Here is an 18,829-nt window from a genome sequence, read left to right as displayed (position 1 = left end):
TCAAGCCGACTGCGGGCTACGAAGTGTCGTTGTTGGACTTCGATTTTGCGACCTACCTGAACCGTCACAATGACGTGCCGATCAAGATCCTGAGCGGCGACGGAACAACGACGATCTATGACCTGACGCTCACGACCGACTGGCCGACCCACAATTCGCTGGCGGTCAATTCGGCCTATTTCGCCGATGGGATCATCCTGCGCTGGGGCCCCAACGGCTACGATGTCGGACTCGACAACATCCGCTTCGACGTTCGTGCGATCGACAGCGGCAGCGCCGTCCCCGAACCGGCCACCTGGGCGATGATGATCGCGGGCTTCGGCCTGGCGGGCGCGGGTCTGCGCCGTCGTCGGATGTCCCTGATCCCGGCTTGAGGCAGGTGAAAAGCGGTCCCGGGCGTTCGGACCGGGACCGCTCGAACCCCGACGGCCGCCGCCTTCCGCTTAATTTTTTCCTAACTCAGGTGGCCCGCTTTCCGGCCGCCCTGCGCATCTCTCATTGATAGCCACAGCTCATCAGGGGGTTACCATGAGCGCTCGATCCAAGACTACGGCCGGCTACCTTGCCGGCGCCGCCCTCGTCCTCGCCACGCTTGCGGCGCCGGCCGCAGCCGAGGCGGCCGTCCGCTACACCTTCGTCGGCAGCGCCGAGGAGGAGGGGGCGATCAGCTTCACCTATCTGGCGCCGGACTTCATCTCCGCCTGGGAGCGGATCACGCCCGACACCTGCTCGGTCGCGAACCCCGCCTTCGCCTGCGAGACGATGGAGTTCCAGCCCACGCCGACCAGCTTCCCGGCCTCCCAGGGCGATTTCCTCTCCTTCGGCCACGTCAATATCGACGGCTCGGGCGGCGGCGGCGGGTTCTACTTCTTCCAGCCCGGCGCGTTCGGAGCGGTCGGCTTCTATTCGAACGCCGACTGGCCGATCAACGACTTCGGCCATCCCGACTGCTGCGCCGGCAACGCCGGTCCGGCCACCCTGAAGGTCGAGTTCGTCGGCTCGGCGGTTCCCGAACCGGCCACCTGGGCGATGATGATCGCAGGCTTCGGACTGGCCGGCGCGGGTCTGCGCCGGCGCCGGGCGTCCGTGGTCCCAGCCTGACGCTGGCGGAGCGGCCTTCGGCGCTCGGACCGGAGGCCGCTCGAGCCAGAGCTGCTACAGCGGCGCGCAGGCCTCTTCCATCCAGGCCCGCACCTCGCCGTCCACGCGCGGGCCGACCTCGGCCAGCACGCGGGCGTGATAAGCGTCCATCTGCGCGCGCTCGGCGGGCGAGAGCATCTCCACCACGATCAGCCGCCGGTCGATCGGCGCGAGCGTCAGGGTCTGGAACCCCAGCATCGGCCGCTCGCCCCCGGCGATGGGCACGGCCTGCATCACGTACTGCAGGTTCTCGATGCGGATGCCGTAGGCGCCTTCCTTGTAATAGCCCGGCTCGTTGGAGACGATCATGCCGGGCCGCAGGGCCACGAAGTTCGGCAGCTTGGAGATCCGCTGCGGCCCCTCGTGCACGCCCAGATACGCGCCGACCCCGTGGCCGGTGCCATGGTCGTAATCGAGGCCCGCATTCCACAGCGGCGCGCGCGCCAGCGCGTCCAGGGCCGAGCCGGTGGTCCCGGCCGGGAAGCGGACCGCCGCCAGCGCCAGATGCCCCTTCAGCACCAGGGTGAAGCGCTCGCGCATTTCCTGGCTCGGCTCGCCGATGGCGACCGTGCGGGTGATGTCGGTCGTCCCGTCCAGGTACTGCGCGCCCGAGTCGACCAGCAGCAGCGAGCCCTGCTCGGTCGGCTTGTTCAGCCGCCTGGTCGGCCGATAGTGAACGATGGCCCCGTTCGAGGCCGCCCCGGCGATGGTGTCGAACGACAGGTCCTTCAGCGCCCCGGTCGCCTGGCGGAAGCCTTCCAGCTTGGTCACCACCTCGACCTCGTCGACCGTGCGGGTCTGAGCTTCCGTCCCCAGCCAGTGTAGGAAGCGGCTCACCGCCGCCCCGTCGCGGGCGTGGGCCTCGGTCGTCCCGGCGATCTCGACGGCGTTCTTGCAGGCGCGCGGCAGGGCGCAGGGGTCTTCGCCCCGCACCACCTCGGCGCCAGCCTCGCCCAAGGCGTCGAAGTACCAGGCCGAGGACTGGGCCGGATCGACCAGAACCCGCTTGCCCTTCAACTCGGCCAGCGCCGCGGGCAGGTCGTCTGGCGTCTCCAGCCGCACCTCGTTGCCCAGCCAGGCCCGCAGCTCGCCCGACACCTTCACCGGGTCGAGGAACAGCCGCGCCGTGCCGTCCTGGTTCAGGATCGCCTGGCCCAGCGGCAGCGGCGAGCGGATCACGTCGCCGCCGCGCACATTGAACAGCCAGGCGATGGAGGAGGGGGCGGTCAGCACCGTCGCCTCGGCGTTCTGGCCTTTCAGCGCCGCCCCGATGCGCGCGCGCTTGGCGTCCGAAGCCTCGCCTGCATACTCCAGCGGATGGGGAACCACCGGGGCCGTCGGCTGGGCCGGGCGCGCGGAGCCCCAGGCCTCGTCCAGCGGATTGCGCTCGACCGGTTTCAGCCTGGCGCCGGTCTTGGCGACCGCGGCCTTCAACCGCTCCAGCGCGTCGGGCGAATGCAGGCGCGGGTCGTAGCCGATCACCTGGCCGCTCGTCGTGGCGGTCTCCAGATAGGCCGGCACCCCGCCTTCGACCAGGTCGCGGATCTCGAACACCCCCTGGTCCACCTGGTCGCGGACCTGCAGGGTGTAGCGGCCGTCCACGAAGATCGCCGCCTTGTCGGCCAGGATCACCGCCGCCCCGGCCGAGCCGGTGAAGCCGCTGGCCCAGCCCAGCCGGTCGTTGGCCGCCGGCAGGTATTCGTTCTGATGCTCGTCCTCGTGCGGCGCCAGGAAGCCGTCCAGCCCCTGCGCCTGCATGGCCGCGCGGATCAGGGGGACGTGCTTGGGCCCGAAGGACGGATCGGTGGTTTCATCGAAGGTCTGATACATGGCGCGAACTTAATCCCGCCGCCGCCGCCGCGCCACCATCGCTCGGCGTCCGATAAATTTACCCGGATATAATTGACATGGCCCCGCCGCGGCCTCATCTGAAGGCCATGGACAAGTCCCATCGCCGCGAAGCCATCCGCCAGTACAAAGAACGCAAGGCCCCGGTCGGGATCTTCGCCCTGCGCTGCCGCGCGACCGGCGCGGCCTTCGTCGGCGCCTCGCGCAATCTCGACGGCCAGCGCAATTCCTCCACCTTCTCCCTGCGGCTCGGCAGCCACCGCAACAAGGCGCTCCAGGCCGCCTGGAACGCCGCGGGCGGGGAGGCGGGCTTCGAGTTCGTCGTGCTCGAGACCCTGGACGACGAGGACCTCGGCCCGATCGGCCGCGACACCTGGCTCAAGACCCGCGAACGCCACTGGCGCGAAACCCTCGGCGCCCAGTCGGCGATCTAGGCCGTCAGTGATCTGAATAGGTCGCAACGCTGCGGGCCAGCAGCGCGGCGGCCTCGGCCTGCCGATGCGTGCCCGTCTTGGCCAGGATGCGCTTGAGGTGCGAGCGCACGGTCGCCGGTCCGACTCCCAGGTCGTCGGCGATCTCGTCCAGGGCCGAGCCCCGTCCCAGGGCGGCCGCGACGGCGCCTTCCGCTCGGGTCAAGCCGAACAGATCGCGCAGCCGCGCCACGGCGATCGGCGCTTCGGGATCCTTGATGAAGACCAGCACGGCGGGCTGCTGCGCGCCGAAGACGGACCCCGAAGGGCGCAGGGGCGCGACCTCCAGGGTCAGCGGCGTGCGGTCCGGCCGCGGGACGGGCAGCGCCGCGCCGGGCCTTGCGATCCGGTCGCCCGCCGTATCGCACGCGCCGCGCACCAGCGACGACAGCTTCTCGTGCAGCGCTGGCCGGCGCACGGCCAGTCGTCCCTGGACCACCGCCAGCTCCGCATTCTCGCGCAGAAGGCGCTCGGCCATGCGGCTGGCGTGGAGAACGGCGCCGGCGCCGTCGACCACCAGCACCCCGGTGTCCAGGCGATCCAGCGCCTGCGCGGCGGCGGCGTAGTGCTGCGCGGCCGCGGCGAAACGCTGCCCCAGGCGCAAGGCCCGCTGCAGATGCGGCAGCAGCAGCGCGGCCTGCCGCCGCTCCAGCGCGCCATAGGCGCCGGCCTCGCGCGGGCGGTGCACGCCCAGCACGCCGACCGCGCCCTCCGCCGCGGGGAACACCGCCCCCAGCATGTGATGGATGTCCAGGTGGCGCAGCCATTCCTGATAGAAGCCGCTGCGCGCCTGCTCCTCGCGCGTCACCAGGTCCTCGTCGGTGATGATCTGCGACATGCCATGGGCCAGCGAGCGCTCGACCCAAAGATCGCGGCGGTGCCAGTCGTCCGCCCACGCCTGCTCGCGCTCGGACACGATGAGATTGCCCGTGCATTCCAGCAGGTTCACCCGCGCGCCCTGGCCATGCAGTTTCAGGACCGTGCTGGTCGAGCCGAAGGTCTCGGCGATGCGCGTCGCCGTGCCCGCCCAAAGGGCGTCGTCCAGGGCCGCATCGTAGAGATGCGCGATCAGTCCCGAGACGCCGGAGGCTTCATAGAGGTCTTCGGACGGCATGGCCGGGCGCTTCCTCCTGGTTCATCCGATCTCGGCCGCCGCGTTTCGGCGCCGCCGACAACTCCGCGTGATTACGACGCCGCCGCGGCGTTTCTCCCCTGTTTGGGGGACGACGGTGGGCGCTCTTCACCTTAACCATGGCCGAAAGGCTTTTCACGCGGGGATGTGAATGCGGAGAACCGGAGCCATCCTGGCGCCCATGATGTTGGCGATGGGCGTCGCCGCCTGCGGCCAGGATGTCGCCGCGGCGGGCAAGACGCCGGTTGCGGAGGCCGCCGCCCCGGTCGCGGCCCTGCCGCTCAAGCGCGGCTATTACGTCGCCGCCGATACGCCTTGCAGCCAGGCCTCCAACGCCACCACCACCCTGCTGCGTCGCGACGGGATCGGCGGTTCGCGCGACTTCTGCGAGTTCAAGAAGATCGAGCGGGCCGGCCCGAACACCTATCGCGTGACCGAAGCCTGCGGCGATCTGCAGGACAACGCGCCCCCGGAAGTCGGCGTCACCACCTACACCCTGTCGGGCGACGCCAGCTTCACCTCGAAGAACGCCGGCGGCTGGGAGCACAGCGCCCGCTACTGCGCCCAATCGAGCATGCCGCCCGATTGGCGCGAAAACGACATCAGCGACATCATCGACTGAGGACAACATGGCGCTTACGACACTCAGCGGCGCGGTCAGCGGCATCCGCCATTCGACGGAAACCCGCGGCGTAGTCGGCCGCAACGGCGGCTCGGTGAAGACCGGCCAGGTCATCGCCTTCCGCGTCGGCGACCGCTCGGCGCAGATCAAGCTCGCCGACATGCCCGACATCCGAGACGGCGACGAGGTCACCCTGGCCGGAAGCGAGAAGAACGGCGTCTTCAAGGCCCTGGCGCTGCGCAACGACAAGACGCGGGCCGTCTACAGCATCCCGACGACGATAGGCTATATGATGGGCGCGCTCCTCGTGGCGCTCGGGATCATGACCCTCTTCATCCTTGTCGGCGTGGTGTTCATCGCCGGCGGCCTGTGGACGCTCTACGAAGCCTACACCTACACCCGCGCCGCCAACATGCTGCGAGCCTGACCTGATCCCGCTCATCCCGGCGAAGGCCGGGACCCAAGCCGACTCTCAGTTCGCTACACCGGGCCAATCAAACGCCATATGGGCCCCGGCCTTCGCCGGGGTGAGCGGAGGGGGCGTTGGCCGCGTCCAAAACTCCCTGCACCCTCACACGTCTCCGGCAACCTCTGACGACGGCGACATCCAACACCCTGGACCCCCATGCCGAAGTTCGGCATAGCCACGCTATGCGTCGCGCCTTCGCCCTCTCGAATTCCTGCGGTCCCTCCGGGGCCGTGCGTCTTCGCCTGGGCTGAATTCAACCCGGCGAACGCCGACCCCGCCGCACCGGCCGGGGTCAGGCGACGCAAGACGAGCCCCTGCCGAGCGGCCTTGCCCTCCAACAGGAAGCTCTCTCTCATGGAACCGCCCTACGAAATCCGCACCCCGCGCCTGCTGTTGCGCGAGTTCACGCCGGCCGACCTGGACGACGTTCACGCCTACGCCGCCGACCTGGCGACCGTCCGTTACATGGACTGGGGCCCGAACACCTTGGAGCAGACCAGAACATTCCTGGGCGAAGAGATCGCCCGCGCCTCGGCCGCGCCGCGCACCCATATCGGCCTGGCGGTCCAGCACTTGGAGAGCGGGAGGGTGATCGGCTCCATCCGGCTCGGCCTCCAGCCGCATCGCAACGCCGATATGGGCTACTGCTACGCCAGCGCCTGGTGGCGCCAGGGCTACGGCTTCGAGGCCGCCCGCGCCCTGGCCGCCCACGCCTTCGCCGCGCTCGGCGTCCACCGCCTGTGGGCCACCTGCGACGTGCGCAACACCGGCTCCTTCGCGATCATGGAAAAGCTCGGCATGCGCCGCGAGGGCCTGATGAAGGCCAACCAGCCGGCCCAGGGCGGCGGCTGGCGCGACACCTATCTCTACGCCGTTCTGGCGGAGGAGTGGGGCTTAGGCTTGGTTTAGGCCCTGCGCAGCACCAGGGTCGCCCAGGCGTCGCGATGCAGGCGGCGGTGCAGGCGAAAGCCTTTCGAGAGATAGGCCGCCAGCACCCGCCGCTCCTGGGTGCGCAACAGGCCCGACAGGATCGCAAAGCCGCCCGGCTTCAGCGCCCTGCGGATGTCCTGCGACAGCGCCACCAGCGGCGGGGCCAGGATGTTGGCGAACACCAGGTCGTAGGGCGCAGCCTTGCTGACCAGCCGGTGCGACAGGCCCGAGGCGTGGACGAACCGCGCGCTCGACTTGTTGAGCCTGGCGTTCTCGTTGGAGATTCGCACCGACGGGGCGTCGATGTCGGTGCCGACGGCCAGCTTGCTGCCGGTGCGGGCCGCGGCGATCGCCAGCACCCCGGTCCCGGCGCCGACGTCCAGCACCTTGTCGAAGCGCCGCGCCTTGATCAGCGCGTCATAGGCGCTCAGGCAGCCGACGGTGGTGCCATGGTGGCCGGTGCCGAAGGCCGCGCCGGCCTCGATGCGCAGGTTGACGGTGTTGGTCGGCGCCAGCCCCTTGTCGTGCGCCCCGAACACGAAGAACCGGCCCGCCCGCACCGGGGGCAGGCCCGACAGCGCCATGGCCAGCCAGTCGGCGTCGGCCAGCTTCTCGACCACGGTGCGCAGTTCGGCGTAACCGCCCAGCTTGCCGGCCAGGCCGTCGGCCTCGTCCTGCGTGGTCGGAAAGGCGTCGATGCGCCAGATGTCGCGGTCTTCGTCCTCTTCCAGGATGGAATAGGTCGCGCCCTCCAGCAGCGGATCGGAATCGATGGCGGCGGCGGCGGCTTCGGCCACAGCGCGCGGGCCGCGGGCGATGATCTGAACGGCGTCTTGGCTCATGGCCGCCCTTTAGAGGCGCACGGCGCGAAAGGCCAGCGCGCGCTTGGGGCGCAATAGGGTTCGCATGGCGGCATGACGTCTCGATTTGGCCTCGACGCCGGCCGCCAGCCTGCCATCATGGGGCCGTGATCGCCGCCGAAGGGAGCTCCATGAGCAAGTACAGCCCGCTGTCCGACCATTTCGCCAGCCTGACCCAGGACACCTGGCGGCCGACCTTCACCGACATCGAACTGCTGCTCGGCTCCACCCTGCCGAAGGCCGCACGCCAGCCGGCCTGGTGGATCGGCGAAGGCAAGACCCATCAAAGCGCCTGGCTCGACCACGACTGGCGCGTCTCGGCCGTCGGCGACGGCGTGGTGACCTTCCGGCGGGCCCGCGCCCACGACATCCAGCCGCAGGTCCTCAAGACCGCCGCCGAAAGCGCCTCCACCCAGGCCCATGTCCGTCAGAACGCCGGCGTCGCCCTGGTCGCCGGCGCTGCGGTCGCCGCCGTCGCCGGCCTCGGCGTCCTCACCGCCAAGCTGCTCCGGGGTCGCAAAGACGCCTGAGGTGCGTGTCGTCCCGGTCTTGCTGGGCAAGCCGGGACGACATCGATCTAGGCCGGGGTCTTGAACCTCACGCCGCCTCGACGAAGGAGTCGATCACCTTCTTCTCGCCGGCCTTGTCGAAGGCGACCGTCAGCTTGTTGCCGTCCACGGACTTCACCAGGCCATAGCCGAACTTCTGATGGAACACCCGCTGGCCGCGCTTGAAGTCGCTGGCCGCCGAGGATTCCGACACCACCAGCCGCCCTTCGCCCTCGATCACCGCTCCACGGCCCGGATGGCTGCCGCGGAAGCCCCTTTCCTGGGCGCGCTTCCAGCCGGGGGAGGCGTAGCCCGCCCCGAAGGTCGGGCTCTCGTCCCAGCGGCTGCCGTGCTGCTGCATGCCCGGCCCGCCGCCGTAATAGCCGGTCTCGGAACTGGCCTCGACATTGGCCAGCGGCAGTTCGTCCACGAACCGGCTGGGAAGCTGGCTGGTCCAGCGGCCATAGACCTGCCGGTTGGCGGCGAAGGAGATGCGCGCCTCCTCGCGGGCGCGGGTGATACCGACATAGGCCAGGCGCCGTTCCTCCTCCAGGCCCTTCTCGCCCTTCTCGTCCATGCTGCGCTGGGAGGGGAACACCCCTTCCTCCCAGCCGGGCAGGAACACCAGCGGGAACTCCAGCCCCTTGGCCGAGTGCAGGGTCATGATCTGCACCGCGTCGGCCTGCGGCCCGCGGTCCATGTCCATCACCAGCGAGACGTGCTCCAGATAGGCCTCCAGGCTGTCGAAGCCCTGCATCGACTGCACCAGTTCCTTCAGGTTCTCCAGCCTCGTCTGGGCGGTCGGCGTCTTGTCCAGCCGCAAGGCGTCGGTATAGCCGCTCTCCTCCAGCACCTGCTCGGTCAGGCGCGAGTGGTGCATGGCCTGGGCCGCCCCGCGCCAGCGGTCGACGTCGCGGATGAAGTTGGAGAGGGCGGTGCGCGTGCGCCCGGCCAGCTCGTCGGTGCCGATCGCCTCGCGCGCGGCCTGCATCACCGGCACGCCGTTCAGCCGCGCGATCTGCAGCAGCTTCTGCACCGTGGTGTCGCCGATCCCGCGCTTGGGCGTGTTGACGATCCGCTCGAAGGCCAGGTCGTCGTCCGGCGATTGGATCAGCCGCAGATAGGCGTGAGCGTCGCGGATCTCCGCCCGCTCGAAGAACCGCGGGCCGCCGACCACCGTATAGGGGATCTGCAGCATCACGAACCGCTCTTCGAAGGCCCGCATCTGGAACGAGGCCCGCACCAGGATCGCGACGTCGCGATACCGGCGCGGCTCCCTTTCCGTCCCGCCCTTGTGCGCGCGCTCGATCTCCTCGGCGATCAGCCGGCTCTCGGCCTCGCCGTCCCAGACCCCGCGCACCACGACCTTCTCGCCGCCCTGGCTCTCGGTCCACAGCGTCTTGCCGAGGCGCCCCTTGTTGGCCGCGATCAGGCCCGAGGCGGCGGCTAGGATGTGGCTGGTCGAGCGGTAGTTCCGCTCCAGCCGGATCACCGTCGCGCCGGGGAAGTCGCGCTCGAAGCGCAGGATGTTGTCCACCTCCGCGCCCCGCCAGCCATAGATCGACTGGTCGTCGTCGCCCACGCAGCAGACGTTCTGCCGCTTCTGCGCCAGCAAACGTAGCCACAGGTATTGGGCGACGTTGGTGTCCTGGTACTCGTCCACCAGCACGTACCTGAACCGCTCGTGGAAGTCGGCCAGCACGTCCGGATTGGCCATGAACAGCGTCAGGTTGTGCAGCAGCAGGTCGCCGAAATCGCAGGCGCTCAGCACCCGCAGCCGCTCCTGGTACATCCGGTAGAGGGTAGGGCCCTTGCCGCCCGCGAACTCGTGGCCTTCGGACGGCGGCAACCGGTCGGGCGTCCAGCCGCGGTTCTTCCAGTGGTCGATCATCCCGGCCAGCGCCTTGGGCGTCCAGCGCTTGGCGTCGACGTTTTCGGCCTCCAGCACCTGCTTGATCAGCCGCTCCTGGTCGTCGGTGTCCAGGATGGTGAAGTTCGACTTCAGCCCCACCAGTTCGGCGTGCCGGCGCAGGATCTGGGCGGCGACCGAGTGGAACGTCCCCAGCCAGCGTAGCCCCTCGGCCGACGGGCCGATGATGTGGGTGATCCGCTCGCGCATCTCGCGCGCGGCCTTGTTGGTAAAGGTGACGACCAGCAGTTCCCAGGGCTTCGCACGCCCCGTCGCCAGGATGTGCGCCAGCCGCGTGGTCAGCACCCGCGTCTTGCCGGTCCCTGCGCCCGCCAGCACCAGCACCGGCCCCTCGGTCGCCTCCACCGCCGCCCGCTGCTCGGGGTTCAGGCCCTCCAGATAGTCGGGGCCGCGCACGCGGGCCAGGTCGCTCACCCGCGGAGCGGGCAGAGCGTCGTCGAACGGGTTCTCGAATGATTCAGGCGAAGACATCGGAAGATGTTTAGCACGTAACGCCCCGAATTGGGCGTCGCTGCGTTCGTGGTGTGTTCCTTTGTCCCTGCGCGGTGGGCGGCGGGATCAATGTTTGCCGCTTCGCTCCATCTCGGCCTTGAGCACGTCTTCGATCCGCGCCTGCCATCCGGCGCCGGTGGCCTTGAAGTGGTTGAGCACCGATTGCGACAGCCGCAGCGTGACCTGTTGCTTGGGATTGGCCAATCTGGGACGGCCGCCCTTGTTGCGGGTGCGGGGGAAGGCGGCCAATTCCGCCGCCGACAGGGTCTCGGGGCCCTGGGCGCGCGCGAAATCCTCTTCCGTCCATTCCGGGTTGTCGGGATCGGTCAGGTCGGGCTCGGGTTGCGCCTTGAGCTTGCGTTCGGTGTCATCGGACATGTCGACGGTACTCTATCATGGGTATTTGTAGCGACAAAAACCCTGCTGATCAAGTTATTGTCGTTACAGATACCTCCGGAACCTTCCGACCTCGACGGCGCGCCGCTTAAGCCCGGAACCGGCTCCCGGCGGCGTTCGTTCATCGGCGATCGCTGAGCAATCAGGGAGGTTTCCCATGGCTCGTGGCGGTGGCGGCGGATCGTCGCCGTGGATCGCCTTCATCGTCGGCGGCCTGCTGGTCGCCGTGGCGGTGATCGTCTATGTGCTCTATGCGGGCGGTTTGCGGCCGCAGGCGCCCCGCGGCGTTGATATCGACGTCAACCTTCCCAAGCCGCCGGCGCTGCCGGACGCCCCCAAGCTCCCCGATCCGCCCCTGCCGACCCCGAAATAGCCCCGACCCCGAAATAGCCCGAAGTCGCGATGAACCAGGACCCGCCGCCCAGACGCCCGATCCCCTTGCTGCTCTGGGCCGTCCTGGGCTTCTTCCTCGTCCTGGCCTTCCTGTACGCCCTGCGCGAGCTGAATCCCGCCGGCCTGGGCTAGATGTTCGTCGCCTGCGCGAAGGCCAGCGCCGCCACCCGGCAGGCCGAGGCGAGGGGACGCTCGCCGCGCGCCTCGTCGATCTGGGCGATCAGCCCGGCCAGGCTCACCTCGCGCGCGCCGGCCATCTCGTCCAGCACCGCCCAGAACTCCGGCTCCAGCGCCATGGAGGTGGCGTGGCCCGACAGGAGGATCGAACGCTTTTTCAACACAGGCATGGACTCTGTTGTGGCCCAGGCGCCACGCCCTCTCCAAGTCTTCTCTTCGGCGCTTGCCAAAAGATGACGCGTGCGTCATCTTCAATCCTAACACTGTTAGTTTTGAGGCTTCCTGCCCATGGCTATGATTGCTGACGCCCTCGACGCCCCCCTCGCGCGCCAGGCTGCGCCGGCGCCCGACGTGCGCCTGCCTAAGCCGCGCCTGCAGTGGGGCGCGGCGCTGAAGGCCCTGCAACGCCTGCTGAACGACAAGGAAGACACCGGCCAGGTGTTCGAGATCATGCGGGCCCTGAACGGAACCTCGACCGCCCGCTGCTACGAGCGCCTGCTGACCACCGCGCGGGGAGGGCGCATCGCCTACGAGCGCCAGGAGCTGGCTGCGCGGCTGATGGACGACGCCTGGCTCGATTCCATGCCCGCCGGCAGCGTCGGCGCCGCCTACCGTGAATTCATCCGCTCCGAGCAACTGTCCGCCGAGGGCCTGGCCGAGGTCAGCCGCATTCAGGGCAATGAGGTCGACATCCAGCACCCCTACGCCTGGATGGGCCGGCGCACCCGCGACGTCCACGACATCTGGCACATCCTGTCGGGCTATCACCGCGACGGCCTGGGCGAGGCCTGCCTGGTCGCCTTCTCCTACGCCCAGACCAAGGGCCTGGGCTGGGCGCTGATCGCGCTGGGCGCCATGTCCCGCTCGCGGGGCGGCGACCACCCGTACAACAAGGCCATCTGGCAGGGTTACAAGCGCGGCAAGGCCGCCGCCTGGCTGCTGGGCGAGGACTACGAGCGCCTGATGGCCGAGCCGCTGGAAAGCGCCCGCAAGCGCCTGAACATCACCCCGGCCACCCTCTACGACGCCATCCCGATCGAAGCGCGCGACGCCGCGGTTCCGAAGCGGATGTAGGCCCTTCGTGCGCCGGGCCGTGGGGCGGTCTGGCGTGCGGACGCGAGGGTGGGGAGAGTGTCGAGCCTCTCCCCACCCCGCCTGTCCAGAGCAATTTCCGCCGAAGCGGATGCCGGTTCGGCATGGAGAATCCGCCGAAAACCTAGTCCTCGTCCTCGCGCCGCGCGCCGTCCAGCGACCGCTCGGCCTTGTCGGCCTCCAGCCGTTCCAGAGTCTTCTGGCCCTTGCTGCGGCCGAAGCGGGCGCGGTTCTCGTGCGCCTGGTCCTTGGCCGCGGCCTTGTCGCGCGCCTTCCTGGCCTTGTTGAGATTCACCACCTCGCCCATGGCCAGACCCTAAGCCACTCCGGCGCGCCGGCGGAAGCCTTCTCGCCGCCGGCGAACGCCGTTCTGCTTTTCCCTGCGGCGGAAGACGGATAAGCCTCTTGGCGAGCATGGATCGGGGCGGGCGTTTGGCGACCAGATTCCTTGAAAGGGTGATCGCGCGGGTGCGCGCCTGGCCGGCCCAGGCCTTGCCGGTGCTGGTGGCGCTCGCCGGCCTGGCGGCCACCATCTTCGTGGCCGCGGCGCTCGACCAGGGGCGCCAGGCCCGCGCCCAGCTCCGCTTCAACGCCCTGGTCGACCAGGCCAACGCCGCGGTCGAGCGGCGTCTGGAAACCTATGTCGAGATGCTGCGCGCCGGGTCGGGCCTCTTCGCCGCCAGCCACAATGTCGACCTCGGCGAGTTCAAGGCCTTTGTCGACCATCTCGAACTGACGCGCCGCTATCCGGGCATTCGCGGCGTCGGCTATTCGGTCCGCGTCCCGCCGGGCCAGGGGCCGGCCCTGCTGGCGCAGATGCGGGCCGCAGGCGCGCCGCCCTTCGCCCTGACGCCGCAGAAGCCGGGCCAAGAGCTGCACGCCATCGTCTATCTGGAGCCGCTGGACGCGCTCAACCGCCGCGCCCTGGGCTTCAACATGCACGCCTTCCCGGTGCGCCGCGAAGCCATGGACCGGGCCCGCGATTCCGGCCAGGCGGCCCTCTCGGGCAAGGTCGAACTGGTCCAGGAGCAGGGGCGGGATCTGCAGGCCGGCTTCCTGATCTACGAGCCGGTCTATCGCGGCGGCCTCGTCCCCCAGACCCTCGCCGAACGGCGCGAAAGGCTGCTGGGCTTCGTCTACGCCCCGTTCCGCGCCGGCGATCTGCTGGGCGCGGTGCTGCCCAGCGCCAAGAGCGCCGGCTTCGACTACGCGGTCTATGACGGCGAAGCCGGAGCCGGCGTGTTGCTGCACCGCTCGGCCGCGCCCGACGCGCCCCGCGGCGGCGCGGTCGCCACCCGCACCCTCGACATCGCCGGGCGCACCTGGACCATCGTCTATCGCGCCCGTTCGGACTTCGAGCGCAACGCCGACAGCGGCCTGACCCTGCTGTTCGTGGCCGGCGGCCTGCTGGCCACCGTGCTGCTGACGCTGGCCGCCTGGCGCCAGGCCCATGCGCGCCTGACGGCCGAGCGCGAGGTCGTCGCCCGCATCGCCGCCGAAGCGCGCCAGAAGCTGCTGCTCGACGAGCTGAACCATCGGGTGAAGAACACGCTCGCCACCGTCCAGTCGATCGCCGCCCAGAGCCTTCGCCACGGCCAGGACGTCGGCAGCGTGCGCCAGAGCTTCGAGGCGCGGCTGATCGCGCTCTCCCACGCCCACAACCTCCTGACCCGCGACAATTGGAGCGGCGCCGATCTCGCCGAACTGCTGCGGGGCGAGCTTGCGCCCTATGGCGGCGCCGAGGGCGAGCGGGTGGTGATCGCCGGCGAGCGGGTCTGGCTCGGCCCCAACACCGCCGTCGCCCTGGGCATGGCCTTCCACGAGTTGGCCACCAATGCGGTGAAGTACGGGGCGCTGTCCAACGAGGCCGGCCGCGTGCGCGTGACCTGGAGCGTCGGGCCCGGCGGCGGCCCGACCCCCGGATCGCGGCGCCTGCGCATCGTCTGGCGGGAGGAGGGCGGCCCCCCGGTGGTTGCGCCAGGGCGCCGGGGCTTCGGCTCGCGCGTCATCGTCGGGGGCCTCGCCCACCAGCTCGACGGCGTGGTCGATCTCGACTTCGCCCCGGCCGGCGTCGTCTGCACCATCGCCTTCACCCTGCCGCCCGCAGGCGCCGAGGACGAGATCATGGACCTGGGCTCGGCCGCCTGATTTCCGGCCCAGCCGACCGGAACAGAGTCGGACGGGGCTCGTTTTCCTGCAACCCCAAACCCAAACGACAGGAGAACGCCATGAACCCCGGCATCCGCGAACATATGGAAGTCATCGGGTCGGACGGCGGCCATGTGGGCCGCGTCGACCACGTGGTCGGCGACGACATCGAACTGGCCAAGCTCGACCTGGGCGCCGGCCTCAAGCACCACCTGATCCCGTTGACCTGGGTCGACGACGTCATCGACGACAAGGTGCGGCTCAACATCACCAAGGAGGCCGCCAAGGCCGCCTGGCGCGAAAAGCACTGAAGCGCCAGGGAGGCGCCTTCGAACCGCGCCTTGGCCTGGAGGCTGTTAGGGACTTGGCGCGGTCTGCGACCGGATCGATGGCTTGGCTAAGCAGTTGATCCATAAACAGATCGTCATAGCTGGGCTTGTCCCGGCTACCCATGAACACCGGATGGATCGCAAGGATCAGCGGCCCGTGCGACGCTTCCGGCCGCAACGGCGGAGATCATAGGTAGCCGGGACAAGCCCGGCTATGACGATCGGGTGGGGGACGGCCGCCCTCAGGTTCATAACAGCCTCTAGACGGCGAAGAACCCGTGCTCGCCGCTGACGCGGACCTGGCACGGGCGCCCTTCGTCCTGCATCTGTCGGGCCTGTTTGTTCGCCGCCGCCTTGGCGACTTCCTTGTCCGAGGAATAGCCGAAATGGTCGCCGTCGAGTTCGACGGCCCACCCGCCGTCATGACGCACGACGCTCAGGATGGATCGTTCAACACCTTTTTGCATGCGCCATCCTAGAGCCCTTTAGGGCTTGGTGGAACACCAAACCCGTTGAAAAGGGCTCTAAATCAAGCATGTAGAGCGCGTTCGGGCGGGCGAACCGCCCACACTTCGTCCTAACGCGCTCTAGCACGCCTGCGCCGCGATTTTCGATTTTTCGGAGATATTCCTTGTGCTCGGGCCTGGAAGGCGTCACCCTTGGAGGATCAAAATTCGTTTTGGCTCGCTGCCGATCTACCGGGGCCCTAATTCTGACGCCTCTGGAAATGCCTTCGACCCTCTCCGAAAATTTGACCTCCAACCCACTCTCGGGTGCGAGAACTCATGTCCGAAAGGGACGATAGAATGACTATTGGTGTCGTGAAGTGGTTCAACGCCCAAAAGGGCTTCGGCTTCATCCAACCGGAAGGCGGCGGCTCCGACGTCTTCGTGCACATCTCGGCCGTCGAGCGCGCCGGCATGGCCACCCTGCATGACGGCCAGAAGGTCAGCTTCGAACTGGAGCAGGACCGCCGCAGCGGCAAGATGTCGGCCGGCCAACTCCAGGCCGTCTGACCCGCCGTCCCGCCCAGCGGGACCGCAGGCCAAGACCTGAGAAAACGGCCCGGAGCAATCCGGGCCGTTTTTGTATTTCCAAGCGCGTTCATCCGTCAGGGAGATCGTCCGGCCAAAGTTGCGCGCCATGCAAGACGCGCAGGATGCGGACGGTCTCGCCGATGACCCGATAAGCGACGACGCAGGAGGTTCGGCCGACCACCAGTTCCCGCGTACCATCCACACGGCCTGGGCGTCCGCTTTCGGGGAAGTCGATCAGGCGGGCCACCGCCTCGGTGATACGGATATCCACCAGCGCCGCCGCATGGGCGTCATCGAGTTCGATGTGATCGTAGATCGCTCGCCGATCTTCCAGGGCGTATTGCGCCCAGACCAGTCTCACCCCTTGCCGCTCCTCGCGCCGGCTGCCCGTCGTGCGGTGAACTCCGCCTCGACGTCTTCATGCGCCACGTCGGGACGCGTGTCGTCCAGCGCTTCGCGCACCTTGGCGCGGAACCAGGCGTCATAGGCCTGCGGCTCGGCGATCAACTCGAAAGGCAGTGCGCCTTCCCGCGCGGTTCGGGTCAGCAGAATGCGTACGGCGTCGGAGAGGGTCATCCCCAGCTTGTCGAGAACCGCAGCGGCCTGCGCCTTCACCTGCGGGTCGATCCGCGCCTGGACCAGTTCGTTGGCGGCCATGGCGAACTCCTTCCAGCACAAATGTAATGCAATTGAATGACGCCCGCCAGCCGCGAACCGCGCCCCAGGGATGGGCTTTGAATTCCCTCCAGCCAAGAGGGGCGCAAAACCTCAACCCCGCTCATCCCCGCGAAGGCCGGGACCCAGGCGGCCCGTCAATCCGTTACGCCGTCGCCAGCCGAAGCACCCTATAGGCCCGGCCTTCGCCGGGGTGAGGAGAGGAGGGGGCTGTCTCCAAGGCGGCGTCCACCTCTTGGTGCCCCTCGTGCCCTTGGTGTTTCCTCTTCGGCGCTACCCGTCCAGGTCTTCCAGCGTCAGGGCGGAGAACACCGGAACCTCCAGCCCCTCGATCCGCGCGGGCAGGGGGCCGCGCCAGACCGCGCAGACCACCGCCACGGTGACCGCCCCGGTCTCGTCCAGGCGCGCCTTGGCGTCGCGCACCGCCCCTCCGGTGGAGATCACGTCTTCGATGATCGCCACGCGCTTGCCGGTCAGGTCGCCGCCTTCCACCGCCAGGCAGGTGCCGTAGGTCTTGGCCTGCTTGCGCACGAAGGCGGCCGGGAGGCCGCTGGCCAGCGACATCGCCGTGGCGATCGGCACGCCGCCCAGTTCAACCCCGGCCAGCACCTCGACCTCGGCCGGGACCAGCGGGACCATGGCCGCGGCGACCCGCGACAGCAGTCGCGGATCGGCCTCGAACCGATACTTGTCGAAATATTCGCTCGCGGTCGCGCCCGAGCGTAGGACGAAGGTCCCGGTCAGGCGCGCCGCGGCGTCGACGTCCGCCGCCAGAGCGCGGCGTGCGGCGGCGTCCATCGTCATTTCACGTTCGCGCAGAAGCGCTGGATGCGGGTGCAGGCGTCTTCCAGCACCGCGTTCGAGGTCGCATAGCTGATGCGGAAGAACGGCGAGAGGCCGAAGGCCGCGCCGAACACCACCGACACGCCTTCCTGCTCCAGCAGTTCGACCGCGAAGTCCTGGTCGTTGCCGATCACCTTGCCCGAGGGGCTGGTCTTGCCGATCAGCTTCTCGACCGACGGATAGACGTAGAAGGCGCCTTCCGGGGTCGGGCAGGCGATGCCGCTGGCCTGGTTCAGCATCGAGACCACCAGGTCGCGGCGCGCCTCGAACAGCTTGGCGTTCGGCTTGATGAACGCCTGCGTGCCGTTCAGCGCCTCGACCGCCGCCCATTGCGAGATCGACGAGGGGTTCGAGGTCGTCTGGCTCATCACCTTGGCCATCGACTTGATCAGCGCCTCGGGGCCGGCGGCATAGCCGATCCGCCAGCCGGTCATCGCATAGGCCTTGCTGACCCCGTTCATGGTCAGGGTGCGGTCGTAGAGCGCCGGCTCGACCTGGGCGATGGTCGTGAACTCGAAGTCGCCGAACACCAGGTGCTCGTACATGTCGTCGGTCAGGATCATCACCTGCGGATGGCGCAGCAGCACGTCGGCCACCGCCTTCAGCTCCGCGCGCGTATAGGCCGCGCCCGACGGGTTCGACGGCGAGTTCAGGAACACCCACTTGGTCTTTGGGGTGATCGCCGCTTCCAGATCGTTCGGCTGCAGCTTGAAGCCGGTCTCGGCGCTGGTCGGGACGGCCACCGGCGCGCCGCCGGCCAGCAGTACGATGTCCCAATAGCTCACCCAGTACGGGGTCGGGATGATGACCTCGTCGCCGGGGTTCAGCGTCGCCAGCATGGCGTTCCAGATCACCGGCTTGCCGCCCGGCGAGACGTTCACCTGGCTGGTCTTGTAGGTCAGGCCGTTCTCGCGCTGGAACTTGGCGACGATGGCCTCCTTCAGTTCGGGAATGCCGTCGACGTTGGTGTACTTGGTCTTGCCGTCGCGGATCGCCTTGATCGCCGCTTCCTTGATGTTCTCGGGCGTGTCGAAGTCGGGCTCGCCCGCGGCCAGCGAAATCACGTCGCGGCCCTGCGCCTTCAGTTCCCGGGCTTTCGCATCGGCCGCCAGGGTGGCGGACGGCTTCACGCGGGCGAGCGCGGCGGATTCGAGCGACATGGCGGGGAACTCCCGAGGGCAGGGTTGAATGGAAACGCGCGCGGTTTAGCCCAAGGCCGCGCAAAGGCAAAGGCGGCCTGATGATCCGTCGGACTCAATTGGGCCTATGGCGCTCGCGCTTTAGCCCTATTCCGGCGA

24 protein-coding genes and 1 pseudogene are annotated in these 18,829 nt (G+C 68.8%); 13 read left to right on the top strand and 12 right to left on the bottom strand.

Going from position 1 to position 18,829, the window contains the following annotated elements; genetic code table 11:
* Together ACE3TL_RS00630 and ACE3TL_RS00625 are read left to right on the top strand one after the other, a co-directional pair.
* Positions 1 to 374: PEPxxWA-CTERM sorting domain-containing protein (locus tag ACE3TL_RS00630; RefSeq protein ID WP_374576723.1), on the top strand; the 374-nt coding region annotated here is incomplete at its 5' end.
* 592 nt (positions 375 to 966) lie between these two features.
* Positions 967 to 1,101 (top strand): annotated as a pseudogene (locus ACE3TL_RS00625) (PEPxxWA-CTERM sorting domain-containing protein); the annotation flags it as partial.
* Positions 1,102 to 1,155: 54 nt separating this feature from the next.
* Here ACE3TL_RS00625 and ACE3TL_RS00620 read toward each other — a convergent pair.
* On the bottom strand, positions 1,156 to 2,970 hold the full coding sequence (locus tag ACE3TL_RS00620) for an aminopeptidase P family protein (protein WP_374576722.1): 1,815 nt from the start codon (positions 2,968 to 2,970) through the stop codon (positions 1,156 to 1,158).
* A 107-nt stretch (positions 2,971 to 3,077) separates the two neighbouring features.
* On the opposite strand from ACE3TL_RS00620, the gene ACE3TL_RS00615 reads away from it, so the two are divergent.
* A complete protein-coding gene (locus tag ACE3TL_RS00615) occupies positions 3,078 to 3,422 on the top strand; it encodes a GIY-YIG nuclease family protein (protein WP_374576721.1) in 345 nt (114 codons plus the stop codon).
* 4 nt (positions 3,423 to 3,426) lie between these two features.
* Here ACE3TL_RS00615 and ACE3TL_RS00610 read toward each other — a convergent pair whose 3' ends face one another.
* Entirely contained in the window at positions 3,427 to 4,572 is a 1,146-nt protein-coding gene (locus ACE3TL_RS00610) for a helix-turn-helix transcriptional regulator (RefSeq protein WP_374576720.1), read from the bottom strand.
* A 169-nt stretch (positions 4,573 to 4,741) separates the two neighbouring features.
* On the opposite strand from ACE3TL_RS00610, the gene ACE3TL_RS00605 reads away from it, so the two are divergent.
* The 3 genes from ACE3TL_RS00605 (at position 4,742) to ACE3TL_RS00595 (ending at position 6,590) form a co-directional block, all read left to right on the top strand.
* A complete protein-coding gene (locus ACE3TL_RS00605) occupies positions 4,742 to 5,212 on the top strand; it encodes a hypothetical protein (protein ID WP_374576719.1) in 471 nt (156 codons plus the stop codon).
* 7 nt (positions 5,213 to 5,219) lie between these two features.
* Positions 5,220 to 5,639 (top strand): hypothetical protein, encoded by a 420-nt coding sequence (locus tag ACE3TL_RS00600; RefSeq protein ID WP_374576718.1) that lies wholly within the window; start codon positions 5,220 to 5,222, stop codon positions 5,637 to 5,639.
* Between the two features lie 396 nt (positions 5,640 to 6,035).
* The gene (locus ACE3TL_RS00595; RefSeq protein WP_374576717.1) at positions 6,036 to 6,590 is read left to right on the top strand and encodes a GNAT family N-acetyltransferase; all 555 of its coding nucleotides are present in this window, start codon (positions 6,036 to 6,038) and stop codon (positions 6,588 to 6,590) included.
* On the opposite strand, the gene ACE3TL_RS00590 is transcribed toward ACE3TL_RS00595, so the two are convergent.
* Entirely contained in the window at positions 6,587 to 7,453 is an 867-nt protein-coding gene (locus ACE3TL_RS00590) for a 50S ribosomal protein L11 methyltransferase (protein ID WP_374576716.1), read from the bottom strand. The two genes, ACE3TL_RS00595 and ACE3TL_RS00590, sit on opposite strands and share 4 nt — an antisense overlap.
* 149 nt (positions 7,454 to 7,602) lie before the next feature.
* On the opposite strand from ACE3TL_RS00590, the gene ACE3TL_RS00585 reads away from it, so the two are divergent.
* Complete coding sequence (locus tag ACE3TL_RS00585) at positions 7,603 to 8,001, top strand: hypothetical protein (protein WP_374576715.1); 399 nt, start codon at positions 7,603 to 7,605, stop codon at positions 7,999 to 8,001.
* A gap of 67 nt (positions 8,002 to 8,068) precedes the next feature.
* On the opposite strand, the gene ACE3TL_RS00580 is transcribed toward ACE3TL_RS00585, so the two are convergent.
* Together ACE3TL_RS00580 and ACE3TL_RS00575 are read right to left on the bottom strand one after the other, a co-directional pair.
* A complete protein-coding gene (locus ACE3TL_RS00580; protein ID WP_374576714.1) occupies positions 8,069 to 10,420 on the bottom strand; it encodes an ATP-dependent helicase in 2,352 nt (783 codons plus the stop codon).
* Between the two features lie 87 nt (positions 10,421 to 10,507).
* Positions 10,508 to 10,819, bottom strand: a complete 312-nt coding sequence (locus tag ACE3TL_RS00575; RefSeq protein ID WP_374576713.1) for a BrnA antitoxin family protein — start codon at positions 10,817 to 10,819, stop codon at positions 10,508 to 10,510.
* Between the two features lie 175 nt (positions 10,820 to 10,994).
* Here ACE3TL_RS00575 and ACE3TL_RS00570 point away from each other — a divergent pair, with 175 nt between their 5' ends.
* Complete coding sequence (locus ACE3TL_RS00570) at positions 10,995 to 11,210, top strand: hypothetical protein (protein WP_374576712.1); 216 nt, start codon at positions 10,995 to 10,997, stop codon at positions 11,208 to 11,210.
* Between the two features lie 29 nt (positions 11,211 to 11,239).
* Positions 11,240 to 11,362, top strand: coding sequence for a hypothetical protein (locus ACE3TL_RS00565; RefSeq protein WP_374576711.1), 123 nt, complete (start codon positions 11,240 to 11,242; stop codon positions 11,360 to 11,362).
* On the opposite strand, the gene ACE3TL_RS00560 is transcribed toward ACE3TL_RS00565, so the two are convergent.
* A complete protein-coding gene (locus tag ACE3TL_RS00560; protein WP_374576710.1) occupies positions 11,359 to 11,577 on the bottom strand; it encodes a ribbon-helix-helix domain-containing protein in 219 nt (72 codons plus the stop codon). The genes ACE3TL_RS00565 and ACE3TL_RS00560 overlap by 4 nt on opposite strands.
* 118 nt (positions 11,578 to 11,695) lie before the next feature.
* Between ACE3TL_RS00560 and ACE3TL_RS00555 the strand changes: the two genes are divergently transcribed.
* Positions 11,696 to 12,481: a Coq4 family protein gene (locus ACE3TL_RS00555; RefSeq protein ID WP_374576709.1), complete on the top strand. Its 786-nt coding sequence runs from the start codon at positions 11,696 to 11,698 to the stop codon at positions 12,479 to 12,481.
* Between the two features lie 142 nt (positions 12,482 to 12,623).
* On the opposite strand, the gene ACE3TL_RS00550 is transcribed toward ACE3TL_RS00555, so the two are convergent.
* The gene (locus ACE3TL_RS00550; RefSeq protein ID WP_374576708.1) at positions 12,624 to 12,806 is read right to left on the bottom strand and encodes a DUF4169 family protein; all 183 of its coding nucleotides are present in this window, start codon (positions 12,804 to 12,806) and stop codon (positions 12,624 to 12,626) included.
* Between the two features lie 125 nt (positions 12,807 to 12,931).
* Between ACE3TL_RS00550 and ACE3TL_RS00545 the strand changes: the two genes are divergently transcribed.
* Both ACE3TL_RS00545 and ACE3TL_RS00540 read left to right on the top strand, forming a co-directional pair.
* Positions 12,932 to 14,647 (top strand): CHASE domain-containing protein, encoded by a 1,716-nt coding sequence (locus ACE3TL_RS00545; protein WP_374576707.1) that lies wholly within the window; start codon positions 12,932 to 12,934, stop codon positions 14,645 to 14,647.
* Positions 14,648 to 14,727: 80 nt separating this feature from the next.
* Complete coding sequence (locus ACE3TL_RS00540) at positions 14,728 to 14,958, top strand: DUF2171 domain-containing protein (RefSeq protein WP_374576706.1); 231 nt, start codon at positions 14,728 to 14,730, stop codon at positions 14,956 to 14,958.
* A 278-nt stretch (positions 14,959 to 15,236) separates the two neighbouring features.
* Here ACE3TL_RS00540 and ACE3TL_RS00535 read toward each other — a convergent pair whose 3' ends face one another.
* Positions 15,237 to 15,443, bottom strand: coding sequence for a hypothetical protein (locus tag ACE3TL_RS00535; protein WP_374534643.1), 207 nt, complete (start codon positions 15,441 to 15,443; stop codon positions 15,237 to 15,239).
* A 339-nt stretch (positions 15,444 to 15,782) separates the two neighbouring features.
* Between ACE3TL_RS00535 and ACE3TL_RS00530 the strand changes: the two genes are divergently transcribed.
* Entirely contained in the window at positions 15,783 to 15,992 is a 210-nt protein-coding gene (locus ACE3TL_RS00530) for a cold-shock protein (RefSeq protein WP_374534642.1), read from the top strand.
* Between the two features lie 88 nt (positions 15,993 to 16,080).
* Here ACE3TL_RS00530 and ACE3TL_RS00525 read toward each other — a convergent pair whose 3' ends face one another.
* The 4 genes from ACE3TL_RS00525 to ACE3TL_RS00510 all read right to left on the bottom strand — a co-directional run bounded on the left by ACE3TL_RS00525 (position 16,081) and on the right by ACE3TL_RS00510 (position 18,691).
* A complete protein-coding gene (locus ACE3TL_RS00525) occupies positions 16,081 to 16,374 on the bottom strand; it encodes a type II toxin-antitoxin system RelE/ParE family toxin (RefSeq protein WP_374576705.1) in 294 nt (97 codons plus the stop codon).
* Positions 16,371 to 16,670, bottom strand: coding sequence for a type II toxin-antitoxin system RelB/DinJ family antitoxin (locus tag ACE3TL_RS00520; protein ID WP_374576704.1), 300 nt, complete (start codon positions 16,668 to 16,670; stop codon positions 16,371 to 16,373). Before ACE3TL_RS00520 ends, ACE3TL_RS00525 begins: the two co-directional genes overlap by 4 nt.
* 291 nt (positions 16,671 to 16,961) lie before the next feature.
* The gene (gene pyrE / locus ACE3TL_RS00515; RefSeq protein ID WP_374576703.1) at positions 16,962 to 17,492 is read right to left on the bottom strand and encodes an orotate phosphoribosyltransferase; all 531 of its coding nucleotides are present in this window, start codon (positions 17,490 to 17,492) and stop codon (positions 16,962 to 16,964) included.
* On the bottom strand, positions 17,489 to 18,691 hold the full coding sequence (locus ACE3TL_RS00510; protein ID WP_374576702.1) for a pyridoxal phosphate-dependent aminotransferase: 1,203 nt from the start codon (positions 18,689 to 18,691) through the stop codon (positions 17,489 to 17,491). The genes pyrE and ACE3TL_RS00510 overlap by 4 nt, the downstream gene beginning before the upstream one ends.
* Between the last annotated feature and the right edge of the window lie 138 nt (positions 18,692 to 18,829).

The sequence above is a fragment of the Phenylobacterium sp. genome, assembly GCF_041920015.1.
In the GTDB taxonomy this organism is placed as follows: domain Bacteria; phylum Pseudomonadota; class Alphaproteobacteria; order Caulobacterales; family Caulobacteraceae; genus Phenylobacterium.
This window is presented reverse-complemented; position numbering and strand designations above follow the sequence as displayed.

Bases quoted from the DNA above. Each gene is read 5' to 3' on its own strand.
- ACE3TL_RS00620 (WP_374576722.1), bottom strand. From the start codon at position 2,970: ATGTATCAGACCTTCGATGAAACCACCGATCCGTCCTTCGGGCCCAAG.
- ACE3TL_RS00615 (WP_374576721.1), top strand. From the start codon at position 3,078: ATGGACAAGTCCCATCGCCGCGAAGCCATCCGCCAGTACAAAGAACGC.
- ACE3TL_RS00610 (WP_374576720.1), bottom strand. From the start codon at position 4,572: ATGCCGTCCGAAGACCTCTATGAAGCCTCCGGCGTCTCGGGACTGATC.
- ACE3TL_RS00605 (WP_374576719.1), top strand. From the start codon at position 4,742: ATGCGGAGAACCGGAGCCATCCTGGCGCCCATGATGTTGGCGATGGGC.
- ACE3TL_RS00600 (WP_374576718.1), top strand. From the start codon at position 5,220: ATGGCGCTTACGACACTCAGCGGCGCGGTCAGCGGCATCCGCCATTCG.
- ACE3TL_RS00595 (WP_374576717.1), top strand. From the start codon at position 6,036: ATGGAACCGCCCTACGAAATCCGCACCCCGCGCCTGCTGTTGCGCGAG.
- ACE3TL_RS00590 (WP_374576716.1), bottom strand. From the start codon at position 7,453: ATGAGCCAAGACGCCGTTCAGATCATCGCCCGCGGCCCGCGCGCTGTG.
- ACE3TL_RS00585 (WP_374576715.1), top strand. From the start codon at position 7,603: ATGAGCAAGTACAGCCCGCTGTCCGACCATTTCGCCAGCCTGACCCAG.
- ACE3TL_RS00580 (WP_374576714.1), bottom strand. From the start codon at position 10,420: ATGTCTTCGCCTGAATCATTCGAGAACCCGTTCGACGACGCTCTGCCC.
- ACE3TL_RS00575 (WP_374576713.1), bottom strand. From the start codon at position 10,819: ATGTCCGATGACACCGAACGCAAGCTCAAGGCGCAACCCGAGCCCGAC.
- ACE3TL_RS00570 (WP_374576712.1), top strand. From the start codon at position 10,995: ATGGCTCGTGGCGGTGGCGGCGGATCGTCGCCGTGGATCGCCTTCATC.
- ACE3TL_RS00565 (WP_374576711.1), top strand. From the start codon at position 11,240: ATGAACCAGGACCCGCCGCCCAGACGCCCGATCCCCTTGCTGCTCTGG.
- ACE3TL_RS00560 (WP_374576710.1), bottom strand. From the start codon at position 11,577: ATGCCTGTGTTGAAAAAGCGTTCGATCCTCCTGTCGGGCCACGCCACC.
- ACE3TL_RS00555 (WP_374576709.1), top strand. From the start codon at position 11,696: ATGGCTATGATTGCTGACGCCCTCGACGCCCCCCTCGCGCGCCAGGCT.
- ACE3TL_RS00550 (WP_374576708.1), bottom strand. From the start codon at position 12,806: ATGGGCGAGGTGGTGAATCTCAACAAGGCCAGGAAGGCGCGCGACAAG.
- ACE3TL_RS00540 (WP_374576706.1), top strand. From the start codon at position 14,728: ATGAACCCCGGCATCCGCGAACATATGGAAGTCATCGGGTCGGACGGC.
- ACE3TL_RS00535 (WP_374534643.1), bottom strand. From the start codon at position 15,443: ATGCAAAAAGGTGTTGAACGATCCATCCTGAGCGTCGTGCGTCATGAC.
- ACE3TL_RS00530 (WP_374534642.1), top strand. From the start codon at position 15,783: ATGACTATTGGTGTCGTGAAGTGGTTCAACGCCCAAAAGGGCTTCGGC.
- ACE3TL_RS00520 (WP_374576704.1), bottom strand. From the start codon at position 16,670: ATGGCCGCCAACGAACTGGTCCAGGCGCGGATCGACCCGCAGGTGAAG.
- pyrE (WP_374576703.1), bottom strand. From the start codon at position 17,492: ATGACGATGGACGCCGCCGCACGCCGCGCTCTGGCGGCGGACGTCGAC.
- ACE3TL_RS00510 (WP_374576702.1), bottom strand. From the start codon at position 18,691: ATGTCGCTCGAATCCGCCGCGCTCGCCCGCGTGAAGCCGTCCGCCACC.